This is a genomic window from Nonomuraea sp. NPDC050680 (assembly GCF_040654555.1).
In the GTDB taxonomy this organism is placed as follows: Bacteria; Actinomycetota; Actinomycetes; order Streptosporangiales; family Streptosporangiaceae; genus Nonomuraea.
Genome location: NZ_JBFAIF010000003.1, coordinates 256,193 through 277,456 on the forward strand (window position 1 = coordinate 256,193; position 21,264 = coordinate 277,456).

Here is a 21,264-nt window from a genome sequence, read left to right on the forward strand (position 1 = left end):
GGTACGTGGCGCCGCAGCTGTCGCGAGCGTGGAACCCCTGTGGCGAGGGTTAATGGTTCTGTGTCGCTCCGTCAAGGCCCCTAGGATGACAGTGTCCCAACTCCATCCACGAAACGGGTTACACGACTCATGTCCGCCATAACCCGCGACGAGGTCGCACACCTGGCCCGGTTGTCCAGGCTGGCCCTCACCGACGACGAACTCGACCACTACGCCACACAGCTCGATGCCATCATCGAGTCGGTCGCGAAGGTGGCAGAGGTCGCCGCCGAGGACGTTCCGCCTTCGTCGCACGCGCTTCCGCTGACCAATGTCTTCCGCGCCGACGAGGTGCGACAGTCCCTGACGCCCGAGCAGGCGCTGTCCGGCGCGCCGGCCGTCGAGGACAGCCGCTTCCGGGTGCCGCGCATCCTTGGGGAGGAGGCATGAGCCTGATCCACAAGACCGCCGCCGAGCTGGGCGCGCTGATCGCCGGTGGCGAGATCACGGCCGTCGAGGTGGCCGAGGCGCATCTCGACCGCATGGCCGAGGTCGAGCCCAAGGTCAACGCGTTCCTGCACGTCGATCGCGAGACCACCGTCGAGCAGGCCAGGGCCGTCGACGCCCGGCTGGACGCCGGTGAGCGGCTCGGCCCGCTGGCCGGGGTGCCGATCGCGCACAAGGACATCTTCGCCACCGCCGACATGCCGACGACGGCCGCGTCCAAGATCCTCGAAGGCTGGCGCCCGCCGTACGACGCGACCGTCACGAGCCGCCTGCGCGCGGCCGGACTGGTCATCCTCGGCAAGACGAACCTCGACGAGTTCGCCATGGGCTCCTCCACGGAGAACTCCGCCTACGGCCCGACGCACAACCCATGGGACCTGTCCAGGATCCCCGGCGGGTCCTCCGGTGGTTCCAGCGCCGCCGTCGCCGCGTACGAGGCGCCGCTGTCCACCGGCACCGACACCGGCGGCTCGATCCGGCAGCCCGCGGCTGTGACCGGCATCGTGGGCATGAAGCCGACCTACGGCGGTTCGTCGCGTTACGGCCTGATCGCGTTCGCCAGCTCGCTCGACACGCCGGGCCCGTTCGCCCGCAACGTGCTCGACGCGGCGCTGCTGCACGAGGCGTTCTCCGGGCACGACCCGATGGACTCCACCTCGATCGACGCGCCCGTGCCGTCCGTGGTCGAGGCCGCTCGCAACGCCGACATCTCCGGCATGCGCATCGGCGTGGTCAAGGAGTTCGGCGGCGACGGCTACCAGGCCGGCGTGCTGGCTCGCTTCCACGAGGCCGTCGAGCTGCTCGAATCGCTCGGCGCCAAGGTCGTCGAGGTCTCCTGCCCGTCGTTCTCGACCGCGCTGCCCGCCTACTACCTGATCGCGCCGTCGGAGTGCTCCTCCAACCTGGCGCGCTTCGACGCCATGCGCTACGGCCTGCGCGTCGGCGACGACGGCACCCGCAGCGCCGAGGAGGTCATGGCGCTGACCAGGGCCGCCGGGTTCGGCCCCGAGGTCAAGCGGCGCATCATGCTCGGCACCTACGCGCTGTCGAGCGGCTACTACGACGCCTACTACGGCCAGGCGCAGAAGGTGCGCACGGTCATCTCGCGCGAGTTCGAGGCCGCCTACCACCAGGTGGACGTGCTGGTGTCGCCGACGACGCCGACGACGGCGTTCCCGATCGGCGAGCGCGCCGACGACCCGATGGCCATGTACCTCGCCGACCTGTGCACGATCCCGTCCAACCTGTCGGGCAACGCGGCCATCTCGGTCCCGTGCGGCCTGGCCGACGAGGACGGGCTGCCGGTCGGCCTGCAGATCATGGCCCCGGTGCTGGGCGACGACCGCTGCTACCGGGTCGGCGCCGCGGTCGAGCAGGCCCTGGAAAGCCGCTGGGGCGGCAGCCTGCTGTCCAAGGCTCCGGCGCTGTAGGAACTTGTCGAAAGGGGGACGGTGGCGTGCTGACGCACATTGAGATCGACGGGTTCGAGTCATTCCCTGACTTCGAGCTCGACGTGCCGCCGTCCTCGCCGTGGTTGGCGGCCCGGCAAACCGCATGAGCTGTTTCACCGTCCAGTGAGACACGATTCCGTCTCCAGGTCCACGATCGGCGTGGAAGCGGACATGCGGGTGACGAAGGGGCGTGAAATGCGACGATCTGAACTAAGGACTTCATCATGACTGTCGATACGCACATGCCGTACGACGAAGCCCTCGCGCGGTTCGAGCCGGTGCTCGGGCTGGAGACGCACGTCGAGCTCGGCACCGCGTCGAAGATGTTCTGCGGGTGCAAGACGACCTTCGGCGCCCCGCCCAACACCCAGGTCTGCCCGACCTGTCTGGCGTTTCCCGGCTCGCTGCCGACGGCCAACGCCGTCGCGATCGAGTCGACGATCCGCATCGGCCTGGCGCTGAACTGCTCGATCGCCGAGTGGTGCAGGTTCGCCCGGAAGAACTACTTCTATCCGGACATGCCGAAGAACTACCAGATCTCCCAGTACGACGAGCCGCTCTGCTTCGAGGGTTACCTCGACGTCGAGGTCGACGGCCGGACCGTGCGCGTCGAGATCGAGCGGGTGCACCTGGAGGAGGACACCGGCAAGTCCACCCACGTGGGTGGGGCGACCGGTCGCATCCAGGGCGCCGACTACTCGATCGTCGACTACAACCGCGCCGGCATCCCGCTGGTGGAGATCGTCACCAAGCCGATCGAGGGCACCGAGAGCCTGGCGCCAGAAGTGGCCAAGGCGTACGCGACCGAGCTGCGCGAGATCATGCGCACGCTGGGCGTCTCCGACGTGCGCATGGAAGAGGGCTCGATGCGCTGCGACGTCAACGTCTCGCTCATGCCCCGCGGCTCGTCCGAGTGGGGTACCCGTACCGAGACCAAGAACGTCAACTCGCTGCGCAGCGTCGAACGTTCCGTGCGCAGCGAGATCGAGCGGCAGGCGGCGATCCTCGCCGAGGGCGGCCGGATCATTCAGGAGACCCGGCACTTCCACGAGGACACCGGCGTCACCACACCCGGCAGGTCCAAGGAGGAGGCGCAGGACTACCGCTACTTCCCCGAGCCCGACCTGGTGCCGATCGCGCCCGACCCGGCGTGGGTGGCCACGCTCAAGGACGCGCTGCCCGAGCTGCCGTCGGTCCGGCGCAAGCGGCTGCAGGCGGAGTGGGGGGTGTCCGACCTCGATATGCAGGCCATGCACAACGCCGACGCGTTCGACCTGGTCGAGGCCACGGTCGCGGCGGGCGCGCCGGCCGCCGACGCGCGCAAGTGGTGGATGGGCGAGCTGGCGCGGCGCGCCAACGAGTCCGCTGTGGCCCTGGCGGACCTGCCCATCACGCCCGCGCAGATCGCCCGCGTCACCGAGTTGGTGGCCTCGGGCGCGCTCAACGACAAGCTGGCCCGCGAGGTGCTCGAAGGCGTGCTGGCCGGGGAGGGCACGCCCGACGAGGTGGTCGAGCGGCGCGGGCTGAAGATCGTCAACGACGAGGGCGAGCTGTCGGCGATCGTCGACCAGGTCATCGCCGGCAACGCCGACGCGGCCGAGAAGGTCCGCTCCGGGAAGATCGCCGCGGCCGGTGCGCTGGTGGGCGGCGTGATGAAGGCCAGCCGCGGCAAGGCCGACGCCGCTCGGGCCCGCGAGCTGATCCTGGAGAAGCTGGGCGTCTCCGAGTAGGGCGATCCGCTCGACTCAGGCCCCGTCACCGAGTGAGGTGGCGGGGCCTCTGTGTTGCCTCTGAGGTGGTCGTCACCAGGGCGAGCAGGCGGTCGATGAGGCCTTCGTCGTCGGGGGACTGCTCACTGGCCCAGCCGATCGCGTTGGCCAGCCGGAGGAGGTCCGTGATGTCCACCCCCTCGGGTGCGGAGCCGGCGCGGCGGGCGTGGTCGAGCAGTGCGGCGCCGGTGGCGGTGATCTCCTCGTGGCAGGCCGCCAGCGCACCGTCCGCGGGCCAGGAGGCCAGCTGCGCCGCCACCAGTCCGCGCATGGCCGTCGCGTGTACGGCCACCGCCCGCAGCCACGCCCGCAACGCCCGGTCCGCCGATGCCGCGGAAATCGCCGGTGCCGCGGAAATCGCCGACGCCCCGGATGATGTCGATGTCTCGGGAAGCGCTGACGCCTCGGAGAGCAGCGCCTGGCCCCGTGCGCAGAGTGCCGCCACGTCGTCTCTGATCACTGCCACCAGCAGGTCCTGCAGCGTCGGGAAGTGCCGGTAGAGGGTGCCCGGCCCTACCTCGGCCTGTTGCGCCACCTGGTTGAGCGAGGCGTCGGGACCGTGCTCGGTGAAGACGGCCCTGGCCACTCGTACGATCCGCTCGCGGTTGCGCAGCGCGTCGGCCCGCATCATCAGACGGCTCCCTGGTTGCTAAGTGGAGAGGTTCTCCCTATCGTATCGAACCGGAGAAGTTCTCCGTTAATGGGGAGTGGAACACGTGAAGATCGGAATCGCCGTCGGCGACGTACGCGGCCCCGCGACGCTGGAGGAGCTGACCGAGCAGGTCAGGACCGCCGCCGAGCTCGGCTACAGCACCGCCTGGGCAAGCCAGGCCCTCGGCTGGGACGCGCTCACCGCGCTGACCGCCGTGGGCGGGCGAGTCCCGGCATCCCGCTCGGTACGGCCGTCGTCCCCGTGCCGCAACGCCATCCGCTTGTGCTGGCCGGTCAGGCGCTCAGCGTTCAGGCCGCCACGGGCAACCGCCTCACGCTCGGGATCGGCGCGGGGATCGCGATCGGTGATTTAGGGCCTGTACGGAGTTCTGATCTTTAGATGGGTTGGATGCTTCGGACCCACAGCATGGCTCCGCGGAGATGAAGACCGGCCAGATAGCTGGTGGGGGTTTTGTCGAAGCGGAAGGCCAGCCCGCGCCACTCTTTCATCCGGTTGATCGCCCGTTCGGCCGTGTTGCGCTGCTTGTAGAGATCGGGATCATGACCGACGGGGCGGCCGCCGCGGGAGCCGCGCTTCTTGCGGTTGGCCGCCTGGTCGCTCTTCTCCGGGATGACCGCCTTGATCCGGTGCCGGCGCAGGTAGGCGCGGTTGGCGCGGGAGGAGTAGGCCTTGTCGGCGGCCACCGCGCCCGGGCGGGTGCGGGGGCGGCCGATGGGCAGGCGGATCTTGATGCGCTCCAGCACGGCGCGAAACTGCGGGCTGTCTCCGGCCTGGCCGGGGGTCAGGACGAAGGACAGCGGACGGCATCGCCGGTCGGCGGACAGATGCACCTTGCTGGTCAGCCCACCCCGCGAGCGGCCCAGCTTGGCCGCCGTCAGCCGGAACCTGCGCTGTCGTCGTAACCGCCGTCATCCGTCCCCGTCCCCGTCCTCGTCCTCGTCCTCATCCCCGTCTCCATCTCCGTCTTGGCCGGGGTCGCCGTTGTGGGGGTTTTGCCCCTTTGGCGTAGCCTCTTTTCCTGTTCGGCGGCCTCTTCCAGCGCCTCGGCCAACTCGCCGTCCAGGACCATCCCAGCGGCGTGGTGGTGGGCACGGGCCGTCGTGGAATCCACGCTGACCAGGTCGAGATCGGCCTGCCCACGGGCAGCGGCCTCGGCGATCATCGCCTGCATCAACTGCTCGAAGACGCCGCTCCTCGCCCACGACCGGAACCGGTCGTAGACGGTGGACCAGGGCCCGTACTCGACGGGCAGATCCCGCCACGGACTGCCGGTCCGAAAGCGCCACATCATCGCGTTGAACTGCTGTCGCAGGTCCGGGATCGGGCCTCGCTCACCCAGCGGCAGGTGAGGCTCGATCAAGGACCATTCCTCGTCGGTGAGGTCTCCACGCGCCATGGCGAAGGCGTACCAGGATCGCCGGCCGTAGCGCAGCGAATCCCTCTGATCTCAACTCCGTACAGGCCCTAGGGCGCGGACCCTGGGTTTAGCCATGGGGGTGAGCCCTTCTGTCGAATCTTTGAGCGGTAGATAGGTCGCTGCTGTATATTGATTCATGTGACCGTGACCTTGCGCACGAACAGCAACATCGCCTTCCAATGCGCCTTCCACGTGGTGTGGTGTCCCAAGTACCGCAGGCGGGTGCTGGGCGGAGGGATCGAGGAACGACTCAAGCAGCTCATCGGCGAGGTGGTCGAGGAGAAAGGGGCGTGGCTGGTGGAGACGGAGGTCATGCCCGACCACGTGCGGCTGCTGGTCGAGGTGGATCCCCAGCTCGGGATCCACAAGCTGGTAAAGGCCATCAAGGGCCGCTCCTCGCGGGTCCTGCGCCAGGAGTTCCCGAGCTTGACGTCGAAGCTGCCGACGCTGTGGACCAACTCCTACTTCGTGGCCACCATCGGCGCGGCGCCTCCGGAGGTCGTCAAGCGGTACGTCGAGAACCAGAAGAACCGGTGATCGCGGATGCTGACCGGGCGTAAGTACCGCCTGGATCTGACTGCCGGCCAGGCGGAGTTCGCCGAGCGGGTCGGCGGGGCCTGCCGCAGCGTGTGGAACACCGCGCTAGAGCAACGCCGCACCTACCGGCGACGCGGCGCGTTCATCGGCTACCACGACCAGGCCCGCCAGCTCGCCGAGGCCAAGCAGGAGTTCGCGTGGCTGGGCGAGGTGCCCGGCCACTGCCTTCAGCAGACGTTGATCGATCTGGATCAGGCGTGTGCCCGGCACGGCACGTGGAAGGTACGCTGGAAGTCCAAGACCGGGAATCGGCCGTCGTTCCGGTTTCCCGAGGGCGCCAAGATCGCCATCGAGCGGTTGAACCGGCGCTGGGCGCGGGCGAAACTCCCCAAGTTCGGCTGGGTCCGCTTCCGTATCACCCGCCCGCTCGGCGGCAGGGTCAAGAACGCCACCATCAGCCGGGATGGCAAGCACTGGCATGTCAGTTTCCTTGTCGAAGACGGCGTGATCACACCCGGGCGGCACGCCCATCCCGGCAGTGCGGTCGGTATCGACCGGGGCGTGGTCAAGGTCGTGACCCGCTCGGACGGCTTGTTTCACCATCAGGTGTTCGCCCGGGAGCGGGAGGTCGGGCACGCCAAGAAGCTCCAGCGGGACGTCGCCCGGACCACCAAGGGATCGGTCCGGCGCAGGAGAGCCGCCGCGCGGGTCGCCGCACTGGCGCGGAAGATCCGCCGACGCCGGGAGGACTTCGCCGCCAAGACCGGCTGCATCCTGGCCGCGAGCTTTGAGCTGGTGGTGTTCGAGGCGCTGGCGACCAGGAACATGACCGCCGGGGTAGCACCCAAGCCGGACCCCGAGCAGCTGGGCGCGTTCCTGCCCAACGGGGCCGCGAGTAAGTCCGGCCTGAACCGAGCCATCCTGGACAAGGGCTGGCATCGGATCGAGCTTGCCACCCGGAGCAAGGCCCGGTACACGGGCACCTGCGTGATCACTGTCAATCCGGCGTATACGAGTCAGACGTGCAATGTGTGCACGGTGGTGGATCGCAAGTCCCGCGAGAGTCAAGCGGTCTTCCGGTGTACCTCGTGCGGACACACCGAGCACGCCGACGTGAACGCCGCCAAGAACATCCTCACCGCCGGGAGGGCGGAGCACGCACAACCCCGACCGGGTGTGCGGGTTGGGGCGCGCAAACCACGCAACCGCGTGGGCCGGAAGGCGAACCGCCAAGCAACAGCAGCTCAGGCCACCGCGCAGACGGAGCCCGAGCTGGCTGGAATTCCCCGACCGTAGTCGTGGGGAGCGCTTCAAGATGGTCGAGTCGATGTACGGCCTGCCCGCCGACAAGCCCGTACGGCGGATGCGCGAATACTTGTCAGTGCTGAGACCTCTCCTGCGGGGCGAAACCGTGGCGCACCATGGCGAACTGCTCACCGCCTCGGGCACGGCCGCCGTGCCCGGCGCGGAGCCGCCTCAGGTGCTGCTGGCGGCGATGGGCCCGGCCATGCTGTCCCTGGCAGGAGAGCTCGCCGATGGCGTGGTGACGTGGATGACCGGCCCGCGCACGCTGGCCGGGCACATCGTGCCGTCCGTCACCAAGGCGGCCGAGTCCGCCGGACGCCCCGCGCCCCGGGTGATCGCCGGACTGGTGGTGTGCGTGACGGACGACGAGGCAGGGGTGCGCGGGCGCGTCGCCGAACAGTTCGGGCTGGCGGGTCAGATGCCGGAGTATCGCGCCATGCTCGACCGCGAGGGCGTGGCCGGACCGCAGGACGTGGTCATCGTGGGCGACGAGGCGGCCGTCGCCGAGGGGATCGGCAGGCTGGCGGACGCGGGCGTCACGGAGTACCTGGCCGCTCCGTTCGGCACACCCGAGGAGCAGCACCGCACCATCCAGGCGGTCGCCGCCCTCGCCACGGGCACCTAGGAGGACCGCCCGGCTGGGGTAAGGACGGCGGGGGCCAGGGCCTTCAAGGCCTCTTCGTCGCCGTGCCGCTCGATCTATCGTGGTGTGCTCGCCCGTCGGGACGGGGCGCGTTGTTTCTACTGCCGGTACCCGTTCGCCGACCCTATGACCGAAGCCACGTTCCCCGCCCTGGCCACAGCGCTCGGGCGTAGCCTGGCAGTGGATACGGAACGAATCGAGAGTAGCCCTGATGCTCGACGACCTCGAAGGGAAGCGCACAGGCGAGCGGATCCAGACGATCCGGGAACGCAAAGGGATGAGCCGGTCAGTACTGGCCGGGCTTGTCGGCTACTCCGCGGAGTGGCTCAAGGGCATTGAGTCCGGCCGACGCCTGCCGCCCCGCCTGCCTGTGCTTATCCGCCTTGCCGAAGTGCTCGCCGTGGGCGACGTCGCCGTCCTTGCTGGAAGCGACATGGATCTCGGGGGGAACACCACCATCCCCATCAGTGCGTTCGCCCGAATACCGCACGAGGCGGTGCCCGCTATCCGTGAGGCCATCCGGGCGCCCCTGCTCACGGTCGATCAGCAGCCGCTTCCGGTCGCGATCCTGCGAACCCGTACAGCGGACGCCTGGCAGGTGTGGCACACCTCCCGCACCCACCGCACCGACGTGGGCCGGGTCCTGCCATCCCTCATCCGCGATGTGCGCGCCTCCGCCCGCCAGACGGAAGGCCAGGAACGGCGCGACGCCCACGCCGTGCTCGCTGACCTGTGGGCACTCGTACAGCACGTCATCGTGTGGGCGAGCGAGCCAGAGTTGATCTGGGTTGTCGCCGACCGGGCCATGGCCGCTGCTCAGGAGGCCGACCAGCCCGCCGCGCTGGCCGGAGCCGCCTGGACGTACGCCATCGTGCAACGCTCGGGAGGCGACACCGACGCTGCCCTCACACTTGCCCTCGACGCGGCCGGTCTGCTTCGCGACCGGCTCGACGACGGCGACGACGAACTTCGCGCCCTGTACGGTGCGATGCAGTTGCATGCCGCCACCACGGCGGCCCGCGCGGGCAGAGAGGGCGACGCCTGGCGGTTCTGGGACGAGGCCGCCGCTGTCGCCCGCCGTCTGTCCGTCGGCTACCACCATTCGTGGACCCAATTCGGCGACTCGAATGTTGCCCTGCATGCCGTGTCGATCGGCGCCGACCTGACCAAGTCGGCCAGCGCGAAGGACCGCGCCGAGCAGATCAACCCCGACAGCATCCCCTCTCGGGAGCGGCGGGCCCGGCTCCACGTCGAGATTGCCCGCACCTATCACCAGCGGCGCGACTGGTCATCCATGCTCGACTGGCTGCAACAGGCGTACGCCATCTCGCACGACTCGGTGCACTTCAGCCCGACCGGCCGGCTGATGGCCTCCGACGCGGTCGATCAGGGTGGCCCGCTGATCGAGCGTCGGGCCCGCGGCTTTGCCCAGGAGCTCGGACTGCCCCTGTAGATCAAGGTGCGGAGTGCACCCCTGCGGCGACGGGTGCAGACGGCACCGGTGCCCGGTCTTGGCGCGCATACGGTGCGTGCATGACAGAAGTCCGCAGCCTGATAGTCGATAAGGGTGAGTTGGTCGGAGGACCAATGACCGACGACGAGCTACTTGCCCTCCTTCGCGTCACCAGCAAGAGCGCCCGAGAGGTCATGGCACAGGCGGCGCTGCTGCAGGACTTGCGAGGCCGCCAGCTCTCGGTGCTGAGGAACACCTATCCGGGGTGGGACATCGACTTCGGGCGCTCTGCGTCCGGTCAGGTGTGGTGGACGGCCGAACTGCGCAAGGCCGTCACCGTCGAAATGGTGGCGGCCGGCGTTGTGCAGTGCGTCCGGCAGCCGGATGCGATTGCGCTCGCGGCGACGCTGGCTTGGCAGTCGGCTCTCGTTCACAACTGCCGAGCCCACAACATGTTCGGCACATGAACTTCCCGGCCCGCCGCGTCGCCCCCGTCGAGGCGGGCCGGGTTGGTGGCCCCGCAACTCGTTAACCTGCGGTCCCGATGTCTGCGGCCGGCGGGACGGCGCGGGGCCACCTTCCACCGGCCGGGGCTCGCAATCAACCGCTTGCGTGGCCCCGGCCCCAACGTCCGGCAGGCCCACGTCTACTGCCGGGCCCGCCCCGTCCCGCATTGCGCTGGACGGGGCCGCCACGACCAGGGCTCAGCCGCCACTACTGATCCAGGCCAGCTCTTCCGCGATCTGATCGTTATGGGCATTGGCGATGGCAGGTGCCTTGTGGTCCGAGCTGATGCAGAACTCGTTGCCCTCCGGATCGTGCAGGGTGACCGCGTAGTAGTCGGGCAGGCCGCCCACCAGCAGCACATTCGACAACGTCGCCCCCAGCCCACCAGCCGTTCGGGCTCGGTGCCGAAGGCCCGCCGCCCCACTGATGAAGAGACACTGTTGGCGAATCCGGGGATTCCTGCCTACGCAGCCAGCGCTGCGAAGTGCGAAGTCCTCATCTTCGAACAGCACTCCCAGTTCGTCACGGATTCTGATCGCCATGCTCCCCTTGGGAACGCGGCCCGTGCGACCTCTGCGGTGGCGCTGGGGATCAGCTCGGACTCCACTCGGCGTAGCGACACCAACGACCAACCTTCGAGAAGATCAACAAAGAATCTCTGGCCTCAGTTAGCGATCTGTACGGTGTGACGTGAACGAGTATGTGGTTACCGGGCCCGTCTACTCGTAGCGGCGAGGGGAGTGTTGGTGTCGGGATGACGGGGCAGACAGCAAAGATCGAATCGCGTTGTGGTAGCTGCGAGGGCACCCTGGTCCGTCAGGTGAACCAGTTCATCGACAACGGGCAGTTGTGTTGGGATGCCGAGGTCGCCTGCGAGTCCTGCGGTACTGGCTGGTGCGAGCAATTTGGTTCAGGCGAGACGCCGGAGGATATCCGCAGTGCCCTGCTGGCGGAGCATGGCCCCAGCCGGCTGTGTGTGGTCGGTCCGGTGCCGAACCTGGTCTCGGTCTTAAAGGTTCTGCGGGAGGTCTGGGAGGTGCCGATTCCCCAAGCTCGTGAACTCGCCGACAAACTCACTGACACCGGCTTGGTCGGGACGCTGGCGGAGATGGAGTTTCTGCACACCCGGCTGCGAAGCCGTGGCGTCGCAGCCGAGGTGAGGTCCGATGCCGGCCCAGAGGGTGAGCAGATTCCCTCATAGCCAGTCTTTGATCAATTCGCCAACAGCGTCCCACTGATGAATAGAGGTAGTGGGGCCTTCGTGTGCCCTGCCGATCACGTCGGCTATCAGGGCTTACGCGGCCCACGCGATGCGGACTACGTACACGAGTCGGCGTTCTTCCATGACGACGTACATCCCTTAGTCGCCGCGCTGCCGCATGCGGGCCTTGTAGGTGTCGTCCACTCTGACGGCGCCGGGTGGTGACTCTCCCCGCTCCAGGTACTTCAGGGCGCGTTCGGCTGCCTGGATTGTCTCTGCGCACTCGTACGGGGCGGCCTTCTGGTACGCGGTCCACCACCAGCTGTCTTGGAAGGACTGGATGGGGGCAAGGTCATAGTTGAGCTTGGCCTTGTCGAGAGCACGCCAGTACTCGCGATCGAACATGGCGCGATCCTTCGGAGGAAGCGCGGCCCGGATGTTCTTTGGGCTGCGGTCGCTCTTGAGGGACGCGCGGATCTCCTCCGGCGTCCGGTGAAGGTCGTGCGCTTCAGCCATCGTTGCTCCGCCCCTCCTTCAGCGTTGCGGTCCTAACTGATGCAGAACTCGTTGCCCTCCGGGTCCAGCAGGGTGATCGCGTAGTAGTCGGGCAGGCCCTCCACCAGGAGCACCTTCGACAGCGTCGCTCCCAGCCCGACCAGCCGCTCGGCCTCGGCGTCGAGCTGGGCCCGGCGGACCTCCACCGGCCGGTCCCCGGAGGTGACGGACAGGTCGAGGTGGAGGCGGTTCTTGAGCACCTTGCCCTCGGGCACCTTCTGGAACCACAGCCGCGGGCCCACCCCGGCCGGATCGACGACCGAGTCGTGGCCGCCGTCGCCGGTCAGCTCCTCCTCGGGCAGCCCCCGGGCGCGCCAGTAGTCCTGCCAGGTGGCGAAGCCCTGCGGGGGCTCTTCCAGCCGGTAGTGCAGCGCCTCGGCCCAGAACCGGGCCAGCTTGTCGGGGTCGGTGCAGTCGAACGACACCTGTATCTTCACGGCCATGCCTGCCATGATGCCCGGCTGGCACGACATAAACGGGGCTCCACCGGTTCGGACAGGCCGGTGGAGCCCCGGAGGAAAACCCACAGGACCGCCGCCTAGTCCTCCTCCCGGGACGCGGGCGTGGCCGGTTCGACGTGGCGCCGTTCCATCAGCTTCCTGAACAGCGGCGCGGTCAGCGCGGCCAGGGCGAGCAGCAGCAGGATCACCGCGATGGGGCTGCGCACCAGCGTGGTCACGTCACCCGCTCCGATGGCCAGCGCCCGGCGCAGCTGGATCTCCGCCATCGGGCCCAGGATCAGGCCGATGACCGCCGGGGCGACCGGCAGTCCGAAGCGCCGCATCGCATACCCCAGCAGGCCCAGCAGGAAGAGCGCGACCAGGTCCACCACCGAGCCGTTCAGCGCGTACACGCCGAGCGCGGCGAACAGCACGATCCCCGCGTACAGGTACGGCCGGGGGATGCGCAGCACACGAGCCCACAGCGGCGCCAGGGGCAGGTTCAGCACCAGGAGCATCGTGTTGCCGATGAACAGCGACGCGATCATGCCCCACACCAGGGCCGGGTTGTGGTCGAACAGCTGCGGCCCGGGCTGCAGGCCGTACTGCTGGAAGGCGGCCAGCAGGATCGCGGCCGTCGCGGACGTGGGCAGGCCCAGCGTCAGCAGCGGTACCAGGGTCCCGGCGGCCGAGGCGTTGTTGGCCGCCTCGGGCCCGGCGACGCCCTCGATGGCGCCCTTGCCGAACTCCTCCTTGGCCACGCCGCGCGCCAGGCGCTTCTCGGCCGCGTACGACAGGAAGGTCGGGATCTCGGCGCCGCCGCCGGGCAGCGCGCCGAACGGGAAGCCGAACGCGGTGCCGCGCAGCCAGGGCAGCCATGAGCGGCGCCAGTCGGCACGCCCCATCCAGGCCCGGCCGACCGGTACGACTTCGGGCATCGAGTGGCGCAGCCGCGAGGCGACGTACAGGGCCTCGCCCAGCGCGAACAGCCCGACGGCGACGACCACCACGTCCACGCCGTCGAGCAGCTGGTCCAGGCCGAGCGTGAGCCGTGCCTGGCCGGTCTGCTGGTCGATGCCGATCAGTCCGATCACCAGGCCGAACCCGAGGGAGGCCAGCCCGCGCACGACCGAGCGCGACAGCACCGACGACACCGCGGTGAAGGCCAGGATCGCCAGCGCGAAGTAGTCCTCGGGCCCGAAGGAGATGGCGAAGCTCACCACCGCGGGGGCCGCCACGACCAGCAGCGCGGTCGCGATCGTGCCCGCCACGAACGAGCCGATGGCCGCCGTGGCCAGCGCCTGCGCCGCCCGCCCGCGCCGGGCCATCTTGTTGCCCTCCAGCGCGGTGATCATCGAGGACGACTCACCGGGGGTGTTGAGCAGGATGGAGGTGGTCGAGCCGCCGTACATGCCGCCGTAGTAGATGCCGGCGAACATGATGAACGCGCTGGTCGGCGGCACGGTGAAGGTGATGGGCAGGAGCAGCGCCACGGTCATGGCGGGGCCGATGCCGGGCAGTACGCCGACGAGGGTGCCGAGGGTGACGCCGATGAGCGCGTACATGAGGTTGACCGGCGTCAGCGCCCCGGCGAACCCGTCGAGCAGCAGCTGGAACGAATCCACCTAGATCACCCCCCGCAGCAGCCCACCCGGCAGCGACACGCCCAGGCCCTTGACGAACAGCAGGTACGTGGCGATCCCCAGGACCACCCCGACGCCCGCCGCGCGCAGCTTGTGCTCCGCGCCGAGCACCACGGAGAGGCCGAAGAACAGCAGGCTCGCGGCGATGATCCAGCCGAGCACGTTCAGCACGGCAGTGAACGCCAGGAAGATCCCGCTCACCAGCCCGACGCTGCGCCAGTCTGCGGGGGCGTCCACGTCGACGTCCTCGCTCTCCTCGGGGTCACCGCTGCCGCCCCTGAGCACGTCGGCCACGTAGAACAGGCCGATGACGATCATGGAGCAGCCCACCAGCATCGGGAAGAACCGCGGCCCGATGCCGAGCTGCGAGGCGGCGGCGGACACGTCGAGCGTCCCGAGCACGACGAACACGCCGAGCGCCAGCACGATGACGGCCAACCCCAGCTCGGGCCGCCACCGCCGGCGCTGCTTCTGGCCGGCGCCATCAGAGCTGGTATGGGTCTCGGACATCAGGAGACGACACCCAGCTCGGCGATGATGGCCTTGACCTTGGTCTGCTCGGCGTTGAGGTAGTCCGCGAACTGCTGACCGGTCTGGAAGGAGTCGATCCAGCCGTTCTTGGCCACCGCGTCCTTCCACGCCTGCGAGTCGTGCATCTTGGTCACCTGGTCGGTCAGCGACTTCTTGGCCGCCTCGTCGAGCCCGGCGGGCGCCACGAAGCCGCGCCAGTTGGTCAGCTCCACGTTCAGCCCGGCCTCCTTGAGCGTGGGCGCGTCGAGGTCGGGCAGCCGCTGGGCCGAGGTCACGGCCAGCGCGCGCAGCTTGCCGGACTTCACGTGCTCGGCGAACTCACCGACGCCCGAGATGCCCGCGCTCACCTTGTTGCCGAGCAGCTCGTTCAGCGCCTCGCCGCCGCCCGAGTGGGCGATGTAGTTGACCTGCTTCGGGTCCACGCCCGCGGCCTTGGCCATCAGCCCGGCCGCGATGTGGTCGGTGCCGCCGGCCGAGCCGCCCGAGATGGACACCTTCTTCGGGTCGGCCTTCCAGGCGGCGACCAGGTCGGCCACCGACTTGAACGGGGAGGCCGCCGGAACCACGATGATCTCGTACTCCTCGGTCAGCTTGGCGATCGGCGTCGTCTGGGCCAGTGTGACCTTGGACTTGTTCTGCTCGATCGCGCCCACCATGACCAGGCCCATGGTCATCAGCAGGTTGCCGTTGCCCTTCTCGCCCGCCAGCTGGGCCAGGCCGATCGTGCCGCCCGCGCCGGGCACGTTGAACACCTCGACCTTGCGCTTCGGGTCGACGGACTTGAGCGCCTGCTCCGCCGTACGGGAGGTCTGGTCCCAGCCGCCGCCCGGTGAGGCGGGAGCCATGATGCGCAGCGCGCCCGTGCCTCCACCGTCGGAACCTGAGCCGGCGCCGCAGCCGGACACAGCGGCGACGGAGAGCGCCGCGACGGCGGCGAGTATGCGGAGACGCATGATCACTCCAAAGGGGGGATTTCACGTTACGGAATACTGGATGGTGAAGTCCGTCGCCGATGGAGTCGACCCTTTTCACGATAGCCGTCATATAGGTCGTATTGGTCGCAACCCCCCTCGCACCCCCTCGCACCCCCTCGCAACCCCCCTGTGACCTCGGCATGTTTCCATGGGGCGGTGAGACGGGTACGTGACGCCTCCCTCGGAACCCAGCTGTTCGTGCTCCAGATGGTCATCGTGCTGCTGGCCGTCGGAGGCACCGGAGGCGTGTGGGCCGAGCACACGCGCGCGCAACTGGACTCGCTGCACCAGCAGCGAGCGCTGGCGATCGCCCAGTCCGTGGCGGGCCTGCCTCAGGTCCGGGCCGCGTTCAACGTCAAGGATCCGCAAAATGTGCTGCAGCCGCTCGCGCTGAGCGTGCAGCAGTCGACCGGCGCCGACTACGTGGTCATCGCCAACCGCGAGCAGACGCGGTACGCCCACCCCAACGCCGCGCTGATCGGCAAGCGGCTGTCCACCGACGGCACCACGGTGCTGAACACCGGCAAGAGCTGGGTCGGCACCGAGACCGGCACGATAGGCACCACGGTCAGGGGCAAGGCGCCGATCTTCGACGAGTACGGCGACGTCATCGGCCTGGTCTCCGTCGGCGTGCTCCAGACCACGGTCACCGGCCAGCTGGCGGGCGCGCTGCCGCCGCTGATATGGACCGCGCTGGCCGTGCTGCTGTCCGGGCTCGCGGCGGCGGCGCTGATCACCGCGCGGGTGCGCCGGCAGACGTTCGGCCTGGAGCCGCGCGAGATCGCCGCGCTGCTGGAGCAGCGCGAGGGCGTGTTGCACGGGGTCAAGGAGGGCGTGCTCGCGCTCGACCTCGCGGGCCGGGTGACGCTCGTCAACGACTCGGCCCGCGAGCTGCTCGGCGAGGTGGGCGAGGACCTCACCCAGATGCCGGTCTCCGAGCGGATGCGCGACGTGCTCGGCGGCGCCGACCCGGGGGAGGACCGGATCGTGCTGCACGGCGAGCGGGTGCTGGTACTCAACCGCACGCCGATCTCCGTACGCGGTCAGCACCGGGGCTGGGTGGTCACCCTCAGGGATCGCACCGAGCTCGTCCGGTTGGCCCGCGAGCTGGACGACACCAGCAGCGCCACCGGGGCGCTCAGGGCCCAGGCGCACGAGTTCGCCAACCGCATGCACACCGTCGTCGGCCTGCTCGAACTGGGCGAGCACGAGGCCGCGATCGGTTTCATCACCAGCACCACCGGCGGCACGTACATCACCGACCTGCGCGAGCGCGTCCAGTGCCCCACGCTGGCCGCGCTGCTGCTCGCCAAGTCGGCGGAGGCGGCCGAGCGCGGCGTCCTGCTGGTCCTGTCCGAGGACTCCGCGGTGGAGCAGGGCGCGCTCGGCGACCCGCAGGACGCGGTCCTGGTGGTCGGCAACCTGGTGGCCAACGCGCTCGACGCGCTCGACGGGGCCACGGGCACCATCGAGGTGTCGGTGCTGACCGACGCCGACGGGCTGCACGTCCGGGTCGGCGACTCCGGTCCCGGGATCGCTCCGGACCTGGTCGAAGAGGTGTTCAGGGAGGGGTTCACCACCAAGGCCGCCCATTCGGGGCCACGCGGGCTCGGCCTGGCGCTGACCCGGCAGGCGTGCCTGCGCAGAGGCGGCTGGGTGAAGGTGGGCAACGCGGACGGCGCGGTGTTCACCGCCCTGCTGCCGGCACCGGTTCGCGAGCGGGTGCGATGAACGAGATCCGGGTGCTGGTCGTGGACGACGACTTCATGGTGGCGCGCATCCACAGCGGCTACGTGGCGCGGGTGCCCGGCTTCCGGGTGGTGGCCGCCGCGCACACCGGGGCCGCCGCGCTCGCCATGGCGGCCGAGCTCCGGCCCGACCTCGTCCTGCTCGACATCTACCTACCCGACATGTCGGGACTTGAGGTGCTCAAGGCGCTGCAGGACGTAGACGTCCTCATGATCAGCGCCGCCCGCGACGTGTCCACGGTCAGGGAGGCGATGCGCGGCGGCGCGGTCAACTATTTGATCAAGCCGTTCACCGCCGCCGCGCTGACCGAGCGGCTCCAGCAGTACGTCGACACCCGCAAGCAGCTCACCGCCATCGGCGCGGAGGCCCGCCAGGACGACGTCGACCGGCTCTTCGGCACGCAGCCCGTCGCGGCGCCGCTGCCCAAGGGCCTGTCGTCGGCGACGTGCGCGCTGGTCGCCGACACCCTCCGGACCTGCGGCCGCGACCTGTCGGCGGCCGAGGCCGCCTCGCTCGCGGGGCTGTCCCGCGTCAGCGCCCGCCGTTACCTCGAATACCTGTGCCTCGCCGGGCACGCCGAACTCAGGCCCCGGTACGGTACGGCCGGACGCCCCGAACATCGCTACCGGTGGCTAGGTTGACACACTTCCGTAGTCATTTCTCGTGACATATCCCAATGGGCGTGCCTTACTGTTGCCTGAGAATGTGGCTGCGGAGCGGGAGGAGATTGAGGCGTGCGTAACGCCGGACCGATCGAATCGCCGACCGACCCTTTCGCTTCAGTGCCTCTGCCCATGTCAGGCGGTAGCAAGAAGCCACGGGTCGAGGGGCTGCCCCCGGGGGTGTCCCGTGACATCTTCGGGCCGCCCGGTCAACCGGAGCCCCGGCCGGCGACTCCCAGCGTTGCGAACGGGTCCAACGGGCAGAACGGCCAGAACGGCAGTGGCGCTCTGCCGCCGGTGGCGCCTCCGCCCCAGCCCTGGCCGGTGAACGAGGGGCGCCGGCAGGAACCGCCCGCCCCCGTGTTCGGCGTTTCCGCCTCCGAGCGGCTGCCCGCCTTCATCGACCCCGAGCCGCCCCGCCGCCGTCGCCTTCTGCCGGCATTAGTGCTGCTCGTGGTGATCCTGGCCGTGCTGGCGTACCTGGTGCCGGCCGTACTCATGTCCGGGTCCGTACTGCGGGGCACGCGCGTGGCCGGTGTGGACATCGGCGGGCTCACCGTGACGCAGGCGGCGGACAAGCTCCGCACCGAGCTCGCGGCCAAGCTGAACAAGCCCGTCGTCGTCGACATCGCCGGGCGCAAGGAGACCATCCAGGCCGACGAGGCCGGGCTTGAGCTCGACGTGGTGAGCACGATCGGGCAGGCGCCCAGTGGCTTCCCCGGCCCGGTCGAGGTGTGGAAGGGGCTGACCGGCACCACCGAGCTCCAGCCGAAGATGACCATCGACTCCTCCCAGCTGTCCAGGACCGTCGAGGGCCTGGCGGAGACCTACGACAAGAAGCCGCGTGACGGCCGGGTGGCCTTCAAGAACGGGCAGCCGGTCTCGTCGGAGCCGCGCGACGGCGTGGTGATCGACAGGCCCGACGCCGTCCGCGTGATCAGTGACGCCTTCCTGCGCGGCCGCGACTCCGCCGTTCTCACGCTCAGGCCCGCCAAGCCCGAGACCACGCCGACCGCGCTCAAGCAGGCCGAGGCCGCCGCCAAGCGGGCGGTCGCCGCTCCGCTCACGCTGAAGCTCGGCGCCAAGCAGGCCCAGCTGCTCCCGGCCGTGATCGCCGCCAACCTGAGCTTCGTCTCCGACGACGACGGCGGTCTGACCCCGCAGTTCAACGCCGCGGCGGCGCTCACCTCGGTGGAGGGCAAGCTCGTCGACGCGGCGCAGGCGCCGCAGGATGCCACCTACCAGATCGTCAACGGCAAGCCGGTGCTGGTCCCCGCCCACCGTGGCAGAGGGATCGACGCCAAGCAGCTGGCCCGCGACGTGGCCAAGGTGGTCAGCGGCAACGGCGCACGCATCATCCCCGTGACCCTGGCCGTGGTCGCGCCGAAGGTGACCACCGAAGAGGTGACGGGGCTCGGCATCAAGGCGAATATCGCCGAGTTCACCACGACCTTCGACTGCTGCCTGCCCCGCGTGACGAACATCCAGCGGATGGCCGCCCAGGTCGACGGTTACCTGGTGAAGCCGGGGGAGACGTTCTCGCTCAACGACGCCGTGGGCGAGCGCACCGTCGAGGGCGGCTACGTCCAGGCCGGGCAGATCGTCGGCGGCCGGATGGTGCCCATCGTCGGCGGCGGCGTCTCGCAGTTCGCCACCACGATGTACAACGCGGCCTTCTTCGGCGGGTTCGACGACGTCTCGCACACGCCGATGGACTACCACGCCGCCCGCTACCCGGCCGGCCGCGACGCCGCCCTGCTGTACCCGGACCTGGACCTCAAGTGGCGCAACGACTCCGACTACGGCGTGCTGATCAAGACGGTGTCGACCGGGACCTCGGTCTCCGTGCAGCTGTGGAGCACCAAGCGGTACGACAAGATCGACGCCGTCGAGTCGGAGAAGCGGGACTTCACCCCGTTCCGTCGCGAGACCAGCTCCGCCCCCGGGTGCATGGCCACGGTCGGCGAGCAGGGCTTCACGATCGACGTGACCCGCGTGTTCTTCAAGGACGGCAAGGAAGTCAAGCGGGACAAGAAGCTGACCACGAAGTACCGGCCGCAGGCGCAGACCACGTGCGCCACTGGCAACTAGCGCGGTGGCCGCGGGCCCACCGGTGATTCGTGCCACGACCGTCGTGGCTGGGGCCCCTGGGGGATGAAGGCGGTCCGTCGCGGCTAGGAGCGGCTCGGGTTCACGGACAGGATGCGGTCATCGCCGTCCCTGGGGTCGCCGCGGCCGTCCTTGTTGCTGGTGGACAGCCACAGCGTGCCGTCGGGGGCCGTGGCCAGGCCGCGGAGCCGGCCGTAGGTGTCGGTGAAGTGCGCGACCGGCCTGCCGGGCGAGCCGTCCCGGCCGAGCGGGATCTGCCACAGGCGCTCCCCGCGCAGCGCGGCCACCCAGAGCGAGCCGGCCGCGTAGGCCGCGCCGGATGGTGAGGCCTCCGACGTGGGCCAGGTGATGATCGGGTTGACGAACCTCGGGTCGTCGCCCTTGCCCTCCACCTCGGGCCAGCCGTAGTTGGCGCCGGGCTTGATGAGATTGACCTCGTCGAAGGCGTTCTGGCCGAACTCCGAGGCGTACAGCCGACCCGCCGGGTCCCAGGCCAGCCCCTGGACGTTGCGGTGGCCGAGGCTGTAGACGAGCGTGCCGAACGGGTTGCCGGGGGCGGGGGCGCCGTCCACCGTCATACGAAGGATCTTGCCGCCGAGGGAGTCGCGCCGCTGGGCGAGCTGCCGGTCGCCCGTCTCGCCCGTGGTGGCGTACAGGAAGCCGTCGGGCCCGAACGCCAGCCGGCCGCCGTTGTGGATGGCGCCCTTGGGGATGCCTCGCAAGACCACCTTGGGGTCGGAAACGGTGTCGCCGGTGAACCGGTAGCGGACGATCCGGTTGTCGTCAGCGGCGGTGAAGTAGACGAAGACCTGATTCCCCTTGACCGCCACGCCCATCAACCCGCCCTCGCCGTCGGGGGTGACCCCGGCGATGCGGGTCAGCTCGGTGACCTGGCCCGCCCGCGTCACGCGCAGCAGCCTGGCCGTGTCGCGCTCGGTCACCAGCGCGTCGCCGCCGGGGACGAAGGCGATCCCCCACGGCACCGCCAGATCGCGCGCCACCGTCCTCGGCTCACCAGGCGGCGGCGCGGCGGCGACGGCCGCGTCCGGCACCGCCCCTCCGGCACTGGAGCAGGCGGTCAGCACAGCGAGCAGCATGGCGAGCGGCATCAGGGTCATAAGCTTTCTCATGCGTTCCATACTTCCTCCCTAGCCGTAAG

21 protein-coding genes and 1 pseudogene are annotated in these 21,264 nt (G+C 69.5%); 13 read left to right on the forward strand and 9 right to left on the reverse strand.

The window, feature by feature from the left end; genetic code table 11:
* The first annotated feature begins 129 nt into the window (after positions 1-129).
* The 3 genes from gatC (at position 130) to gatB (ending at position 3,667) form a co-directional block, all read left to right on the forward strand.
* A complete protein-coding gene (gatC, locus tag AB0H88_RS12325) occupies positions 130-429 on the forward strand; it encodes an Asp-tRNA(Asn)/Glu-tRNA(Gln) amidotransferase subunit GatC (protein ID WP_357643551.1) in 300 nt (99 codons plus the stop codon).
* Positions 426-1,916, forward strand: a complete 1,491-nt coding sequence (gene gatA, locus AB0H88_RS12330; protein ID WP_357643553.1) for an Asp-tRNA(Asn)/Glu-tRNA(Gln) amidotransferase subunit GatA — start codon at positions 426-428, stop codon at positions 1,914-1,916. Before gatC ends, gatA begins: the two co-directional genes overlap by 4 nt.
* Before the next feature lie 245 nt (positions 1,917-2,161).
* Positions 2,162-3,667 carry an Asp-tRNA(Asn)/Glu-tRNA(Gln) amidotransferase subunit GatB gene (gene gatB / locus AB0H88_RS12335; protein WP_357643555.1) on the forward strand — a complete coding sequence of 502 codons (1,506 nt, stop codon included), beginning with the start codon at positions 2,162-2,164 and terminating at the stop codon, positions 3,665-3,667.
* Between the two features lie 25 nt (positions 3,668-3,692).
* On the opposite strand, the gene AB0H88_RS12340 is transcribed toward gatB, so the two are convergent.
* Positions 3,693-4,337, reverse strand: a complete 645-nt coding sequence (locus AB0H88_RS12340; protein ID WP_357643557.1) for a helix-turn-helix domain-containing protein — start codon at positions 4,335-4,337, stop codon at positions 3,693-3,695.
* Positions 4,338-4,406: 69 nt separating this feature from the next.
* Between AB0H88_RS12340 and AB0H88_RS12345 the strand changes: the two genes are divergently transcribed.
* Positions 4,407-4,757, forward strand: a complete 351-nt coding sequence (locus AB0H88_RS12345) for an LLM class flavin-dependent oxidoreductase (protein WP_357643559.1) — start codon at positions 4,407-4,409, stop codon at positions 4,755-4,757.
* Here AB0H88_RS12345 and AB0H88_RS12350 read toward each other — a convergent pair.
* Positions 4,754-5,775: pseudogene (locus AB0H88_RS12350) on the reverse strand (IS5 family transposase). The gene AB0H88_RS12345 and the pseudogene AB0H88_RS12350 overlap by 4 nt on opposite strands.
* A 159-nt stretch (positions 5,776-5,934) precedes the next feature.
* Between AB0H88_RS12350 and tnpA the strand changes: the two are divergent.
* The 5 genes from tnpA to AB0H88_RS12375 all read left to right on the forward strand — a co-directional run bounded on the left by tnpA (position 5,935) and on the right by AB0H88_RS12375 (position 10,201).
* Positions 5,935-6,333, forward strand: coding sequence for an IS200/IS605 family transposase (gene tnpA, locus AB0H88_RS12355; protein WP_357643561.1), 399 nt, complete (start codon positions 5,935-5,937; stop codon positions 6,331-6,333).
* A gap of 6 nt (positions 6,334-6,339) precedes the next feature.
* The gene (locus AB0H88_RS12360; protein ID WP_357643563.1) at positions 6,340-7,629 is read left to right on the forward strand and encodes a transposase; all 1,290 of its coding nucleotides are present in this window, start codon (positions 6,340-6,342) and stop codon (positions 7,627-7,629) included.
* A gap of 19 nt (positions 7,630-7,648) precedes the next feature.
* On the forward strand, positions 7,649-8,263 hold the full coding sequence (locus AB0H88_RS12365) for an LLM class flavin-dependent oxidoreductase (protein WP_357643565.1): 615 nt from the start codon (positions 7,649-7,651) through the stop codon (positions 8,261-8,263).
* Positions 8,264-8,492: 229 nt separating this feature from the next.
* Complete coding sequence (locus AB0H88_RS12370; RefSeq protein WP_357643567.1) at positions 8,493-9,734, forward strand: helix-turn-helix transcriptional regulator; 1,242 nt, start codon at positions 8,493-8,495, stop codon at positions 9,732-9,734.
* Positions 9,735-9,868: 134 nt separating this feature from the next.
* Positions 9,869-10,201 (forward strand): hypothetical protein, encoded by a 333-nt coding sequence (locus AB0H88_RS12375; RefSeq protein ID WP_357643569.1) that lies wholly within the window; start codon positions 9,869-9,871, stop codon positions 10,199-10,201.
* Positions 10,202-10,438: 237 nt separating this feature from the next.
* Here AB0H88_RS12375 and AB0H88_RS12380 read toward each other — a convergent pair whose 3' ends face one another.
* Complete coding sequence (locus AB0H88_RS12380; RefSeq protein ID WP_357644797.1) at positions 10,439-10,783, reverse strand: hypothetical protein; 345 nt, start codon at positions 10,781-10,783, stop codon at positions 10,439-10,441.
* A gap of 212 nt (positions 10,784-10,995) precedes the next feature.
* Between AB0H88_RS12380 and AB0H88_RS12385 the strand changes: the two genes are divergently transcribed.
* The gene (locus AB0H88_RS12385; RefSeq protein ID WP_357643571.1) at positions 10,996-11,442 is read left to right on the forward strand and encodes a hypothetical protein; all 447 of its coding nucleotides are present in this window, start codon (positions 10,996-10,998) and stop codon (positions 11,440-11,442) included.
* Positions 11,443-11,601: 159 nt separating this feature from the next.
* Here AB0H88_RS12385 and AB0H88_RS12390 read toward each other — a convergent pair whose 3' ends face one another.
* The 5 genes from AB0H88_RS12390 to AB0H88_RS12410 form a co-directional block, all read right to left on the reverse strand.
* Positions 11,602-11,958, reverse strand: coding sequence for a DUF6247 family protein (locus tag AB0H88_RS12390; RefSeq protein WP_357643573.1), 357 nt, complete (start codon positions 11,956-11,958; stop codon positions 11,602-11,604).
* Between the two features lie 32 nt (positions 11,959-11,990).
* Positions 11,991-12,440 (reverse strand): VOC family protein, encoded by a 450-nt coding sequence (locus tag AB0H88_RS12395; RefSeq protein ID WP_357643575.1) that lies wholly within the window; start codon positions 12,438-12,440, stop codon positions 11,991-11,993.
* A gap of 95 nt (positions 12,441-12,535) precedes the next feature.
* Positions 12,536-14,062 (reverse strand): tripartite tricarboxylate transporter permease, encoded by a 1,527-nt coding sequence (locus tag AB0H88_RS12400; RefSeq protein WP_357643577.1) that lies wholly within the window; start codon positions 14,060-14,062, stop codon positions 12,536-12,538.
* Complete coding sequence (locus AB0H88_RS12405; protein WP_357643579.1) at positions 14,063-14,590, reverse strand: tripartite tricarboxylate transporter TctB family protein; 528 nt, start codon at positions 14,588-14,590, stop codon at positions 14,063-14,065. It lies immediately after the preceding gene.
* Entirely contained in the window at positions 14,590-15,564 is a 975-nt protein-coding gene (locus tag AB0H88_RS12410) for a tripartite tricarboxylate transporter substrate binding protein (RefSeq protein WP_357643581.1), read from the reverse strand. The genes AB0H88_RS12405 and AB0H88_RS12410 overlap by 1 nt, the downstream gene beginning before the upstream one ends.
* Before the next feature lie 177 nt (positions 15,565-15,741).
* Between AB0H88_RS12410 and AB0H88_RS12415 the strand changes: the two genes are divergently transcribed.
* The 3 genes from AB0H88_RS12415 (at position 15,742) to AB0H88_RS12425 (ending at position 20,087) form a co-directional block, all read left to right on the forward strand.
* Positions 15,742-17,316 carry a sensor histidine kinase gene (locus AB0H88_RS12415; protein WP_357643582.1) on the forward strand — a complete coding sequence of 525 codons (1,575 nt, stop codon included), beginning with the start codon at positions 15,742-15,744 and terminating at the stop codon, positions 17,314-17,316.
* Entirely contained in the window at positions 17,313-17,975 is a 663-nt protein-coding gene (locus tag AB0H88_RS12420; RefSeq protein WP_357643584.1) for a response regulator, read from the forward strand. Before AB0H88_RS12415 ends, AB0H88_RS12420 begins: the two co-directional genes overlap by 4 nt.
* A gap of 153 nt (positions 17,976-18,128) precedes the next feature.
* Positions 18,129-20,087 (forward strand): VanW family protein, encoded by a 1,959-nt coding sequence (locus AB0H88_RS12425; RefSeq protein WP_357643586.1) that lies wholly within the window; start codon positions 18,129-18,131, stop codon positions 20,085-20,087.
* A gap of 83 nt (positions 20,088-20,170) precedes the next feature.
* On the opposite strand, the gene AB0H88_RS12430 is transcribed toward AB0H88_RS12425, so the two are convergent.
* On the reverse strand, positions 20,171-21,244 hold the full coding sequence (locus AB0H88_RS12430) for a PQQ-dependent sugar dehydrogenase (protein WP_357643588.1): 1,074 nt from the start codon (positions 21,242-21,244) through the stop codon (positions 20,171-20,173).
* Between the last annotated feature and the right edge of the window lie 20 nt (positions 21,245-21,264).

What these genes read in the sequence shown, in the direction of transcription:
- AB0H88_RS12365 (WP_357643565.1), top strand. Translation starts at nt 7,649, where the DNA reads ATGGTCGAGTCGATGTACGGCCTGCCCGCCGACAAGCCCGTACGGCGG.
- AB0H88_RS12360 (WP_357643563.1), top strand. Translation starts at nt 6,340, where the DNA reads ATGCTGACCGGGCGTAAGTACCGCCTGGATCTGACTGCCGGCCAGGCG.
- AB0H88_RS12370 (WP_357643567.1), top strand. Translation starts at nt 8,493, where the DNA reads ATGCTCGACGACCTCGAAGGGAAGCGCACAGGCGAGCGGATCCAGACG.
- AB0H88_RS12380 (WP_357644797.1), bottom strand. Translation starts at nt 10,783, where the DNA reads ATGGCGATCAGAATCCGTGACGAACTGGGAGTGCTGTTCGAAGATGAG.
- gatA (WP_357643553.1), top strand. Translation starts at nt 426, where the DNA reads ATGAGCCTGATCCACAAGACCGCCGCCGAGCTGGGCGCGCTGATCGCC.
- AB0H88_RS12385 (WP_357643571.1), top strand. Translation starts at nt 10,996, where the DNA reads ATGACGGGGCAGACAGCAAAGATCGAATCGCGTTGTGGTAGCTGCGAG.
- AB0H88_RS12340 (WP_357643557.1), bottom strand. Translation starts at nt 4,337, where the DNA reads ATGATGCGGGCCGACGCGCTGCGCAACCGCGAGCGGATCGTACGAGTG.
- AB0H88_RS12405 (WP_357643579.1), bottom strand. Translation starts at nt 14,590, where the DNA reads ATGTCCGAGACCCATACCAGCTCTGATGGCGCCGGCCAGAAGCAGCGC.
- gatC (WP_357643551.1), top strand. Translation starts at nt 130, where the DNA reads ATGTCCGCCATAACCCGCGACGAGGTCGCACACCTGGCCCGGTTGTCC.
- AB0H88_RS12430 (WP_357643588.1), bottom strand. Translation starts at nt 21,244, where the DNA reads ATGGAACGCATGAGAAAGCTTATGACCCTGATGCCGCTCGCCATGCTG.
- gatB (WP_357643555.1), top strand. Translation starts at nt 2,162, where the DNA reads ATGACTGTCGATACGCACATGCCGTACGACGAAGCCCTCGCGCGGTTC.
- AB0H88_RS12390 (WP_357643573.1), bottom strand. Translation starts at nt 11,958, where the DNA reads ATGGCTGAAGCGCACGACCTTCACCGGACGCCGGAGGAGATCCGCGCG.
- AB0H88_RS12345 (WP_357643559.1), top strand. Translation starts at nt 4,407, where the DNA reads ATGGGGAGTGGAACACGTGAAGATCGGAATCGCCGTCGGCGACGTACG.
- AB0H88_RS12410 (WP_357643581.1), bottom strand. Translation starts at nt 15,564, where the DNA reads ATGCGTCTCCGCATACTCGCCGCCGTCGCGGCGCTCTCCGTCGCCGCT.
- AB0H88_RS12420 (WP_357643584.1), top strand. Translation starts at nt 17,313, where the DNA reads ATGAACGAGATCCGGGTGCTGGTCGTGGACGACGACTTCATGGTGGCG.
- AB0H88_RS12425 (WP_357643586.1), top strand. Translation starts at nt 18,129, where the DNA reads ATGTCAGGCGGTAGCAAGAAGCCACGGGTCGAGGGGCTGCCCCCGGGG.
- AB0H88_RS12375 (WP_357643569.1), top strand. Translation starts at nt 9,869, where the DNA reads ATGACCGACGACGAGCTACTTGCCCTCCTTCGCGTCACCAGCAAGAGC.
- AB0H88_RS12395 (WP_357643575.1), bottom strand. Translation starts at nt 12,440, where the DNA reads ATGGCCGTGAAGATACAGGTGTCGTTCGACTGCACCGACCCCGACAAG.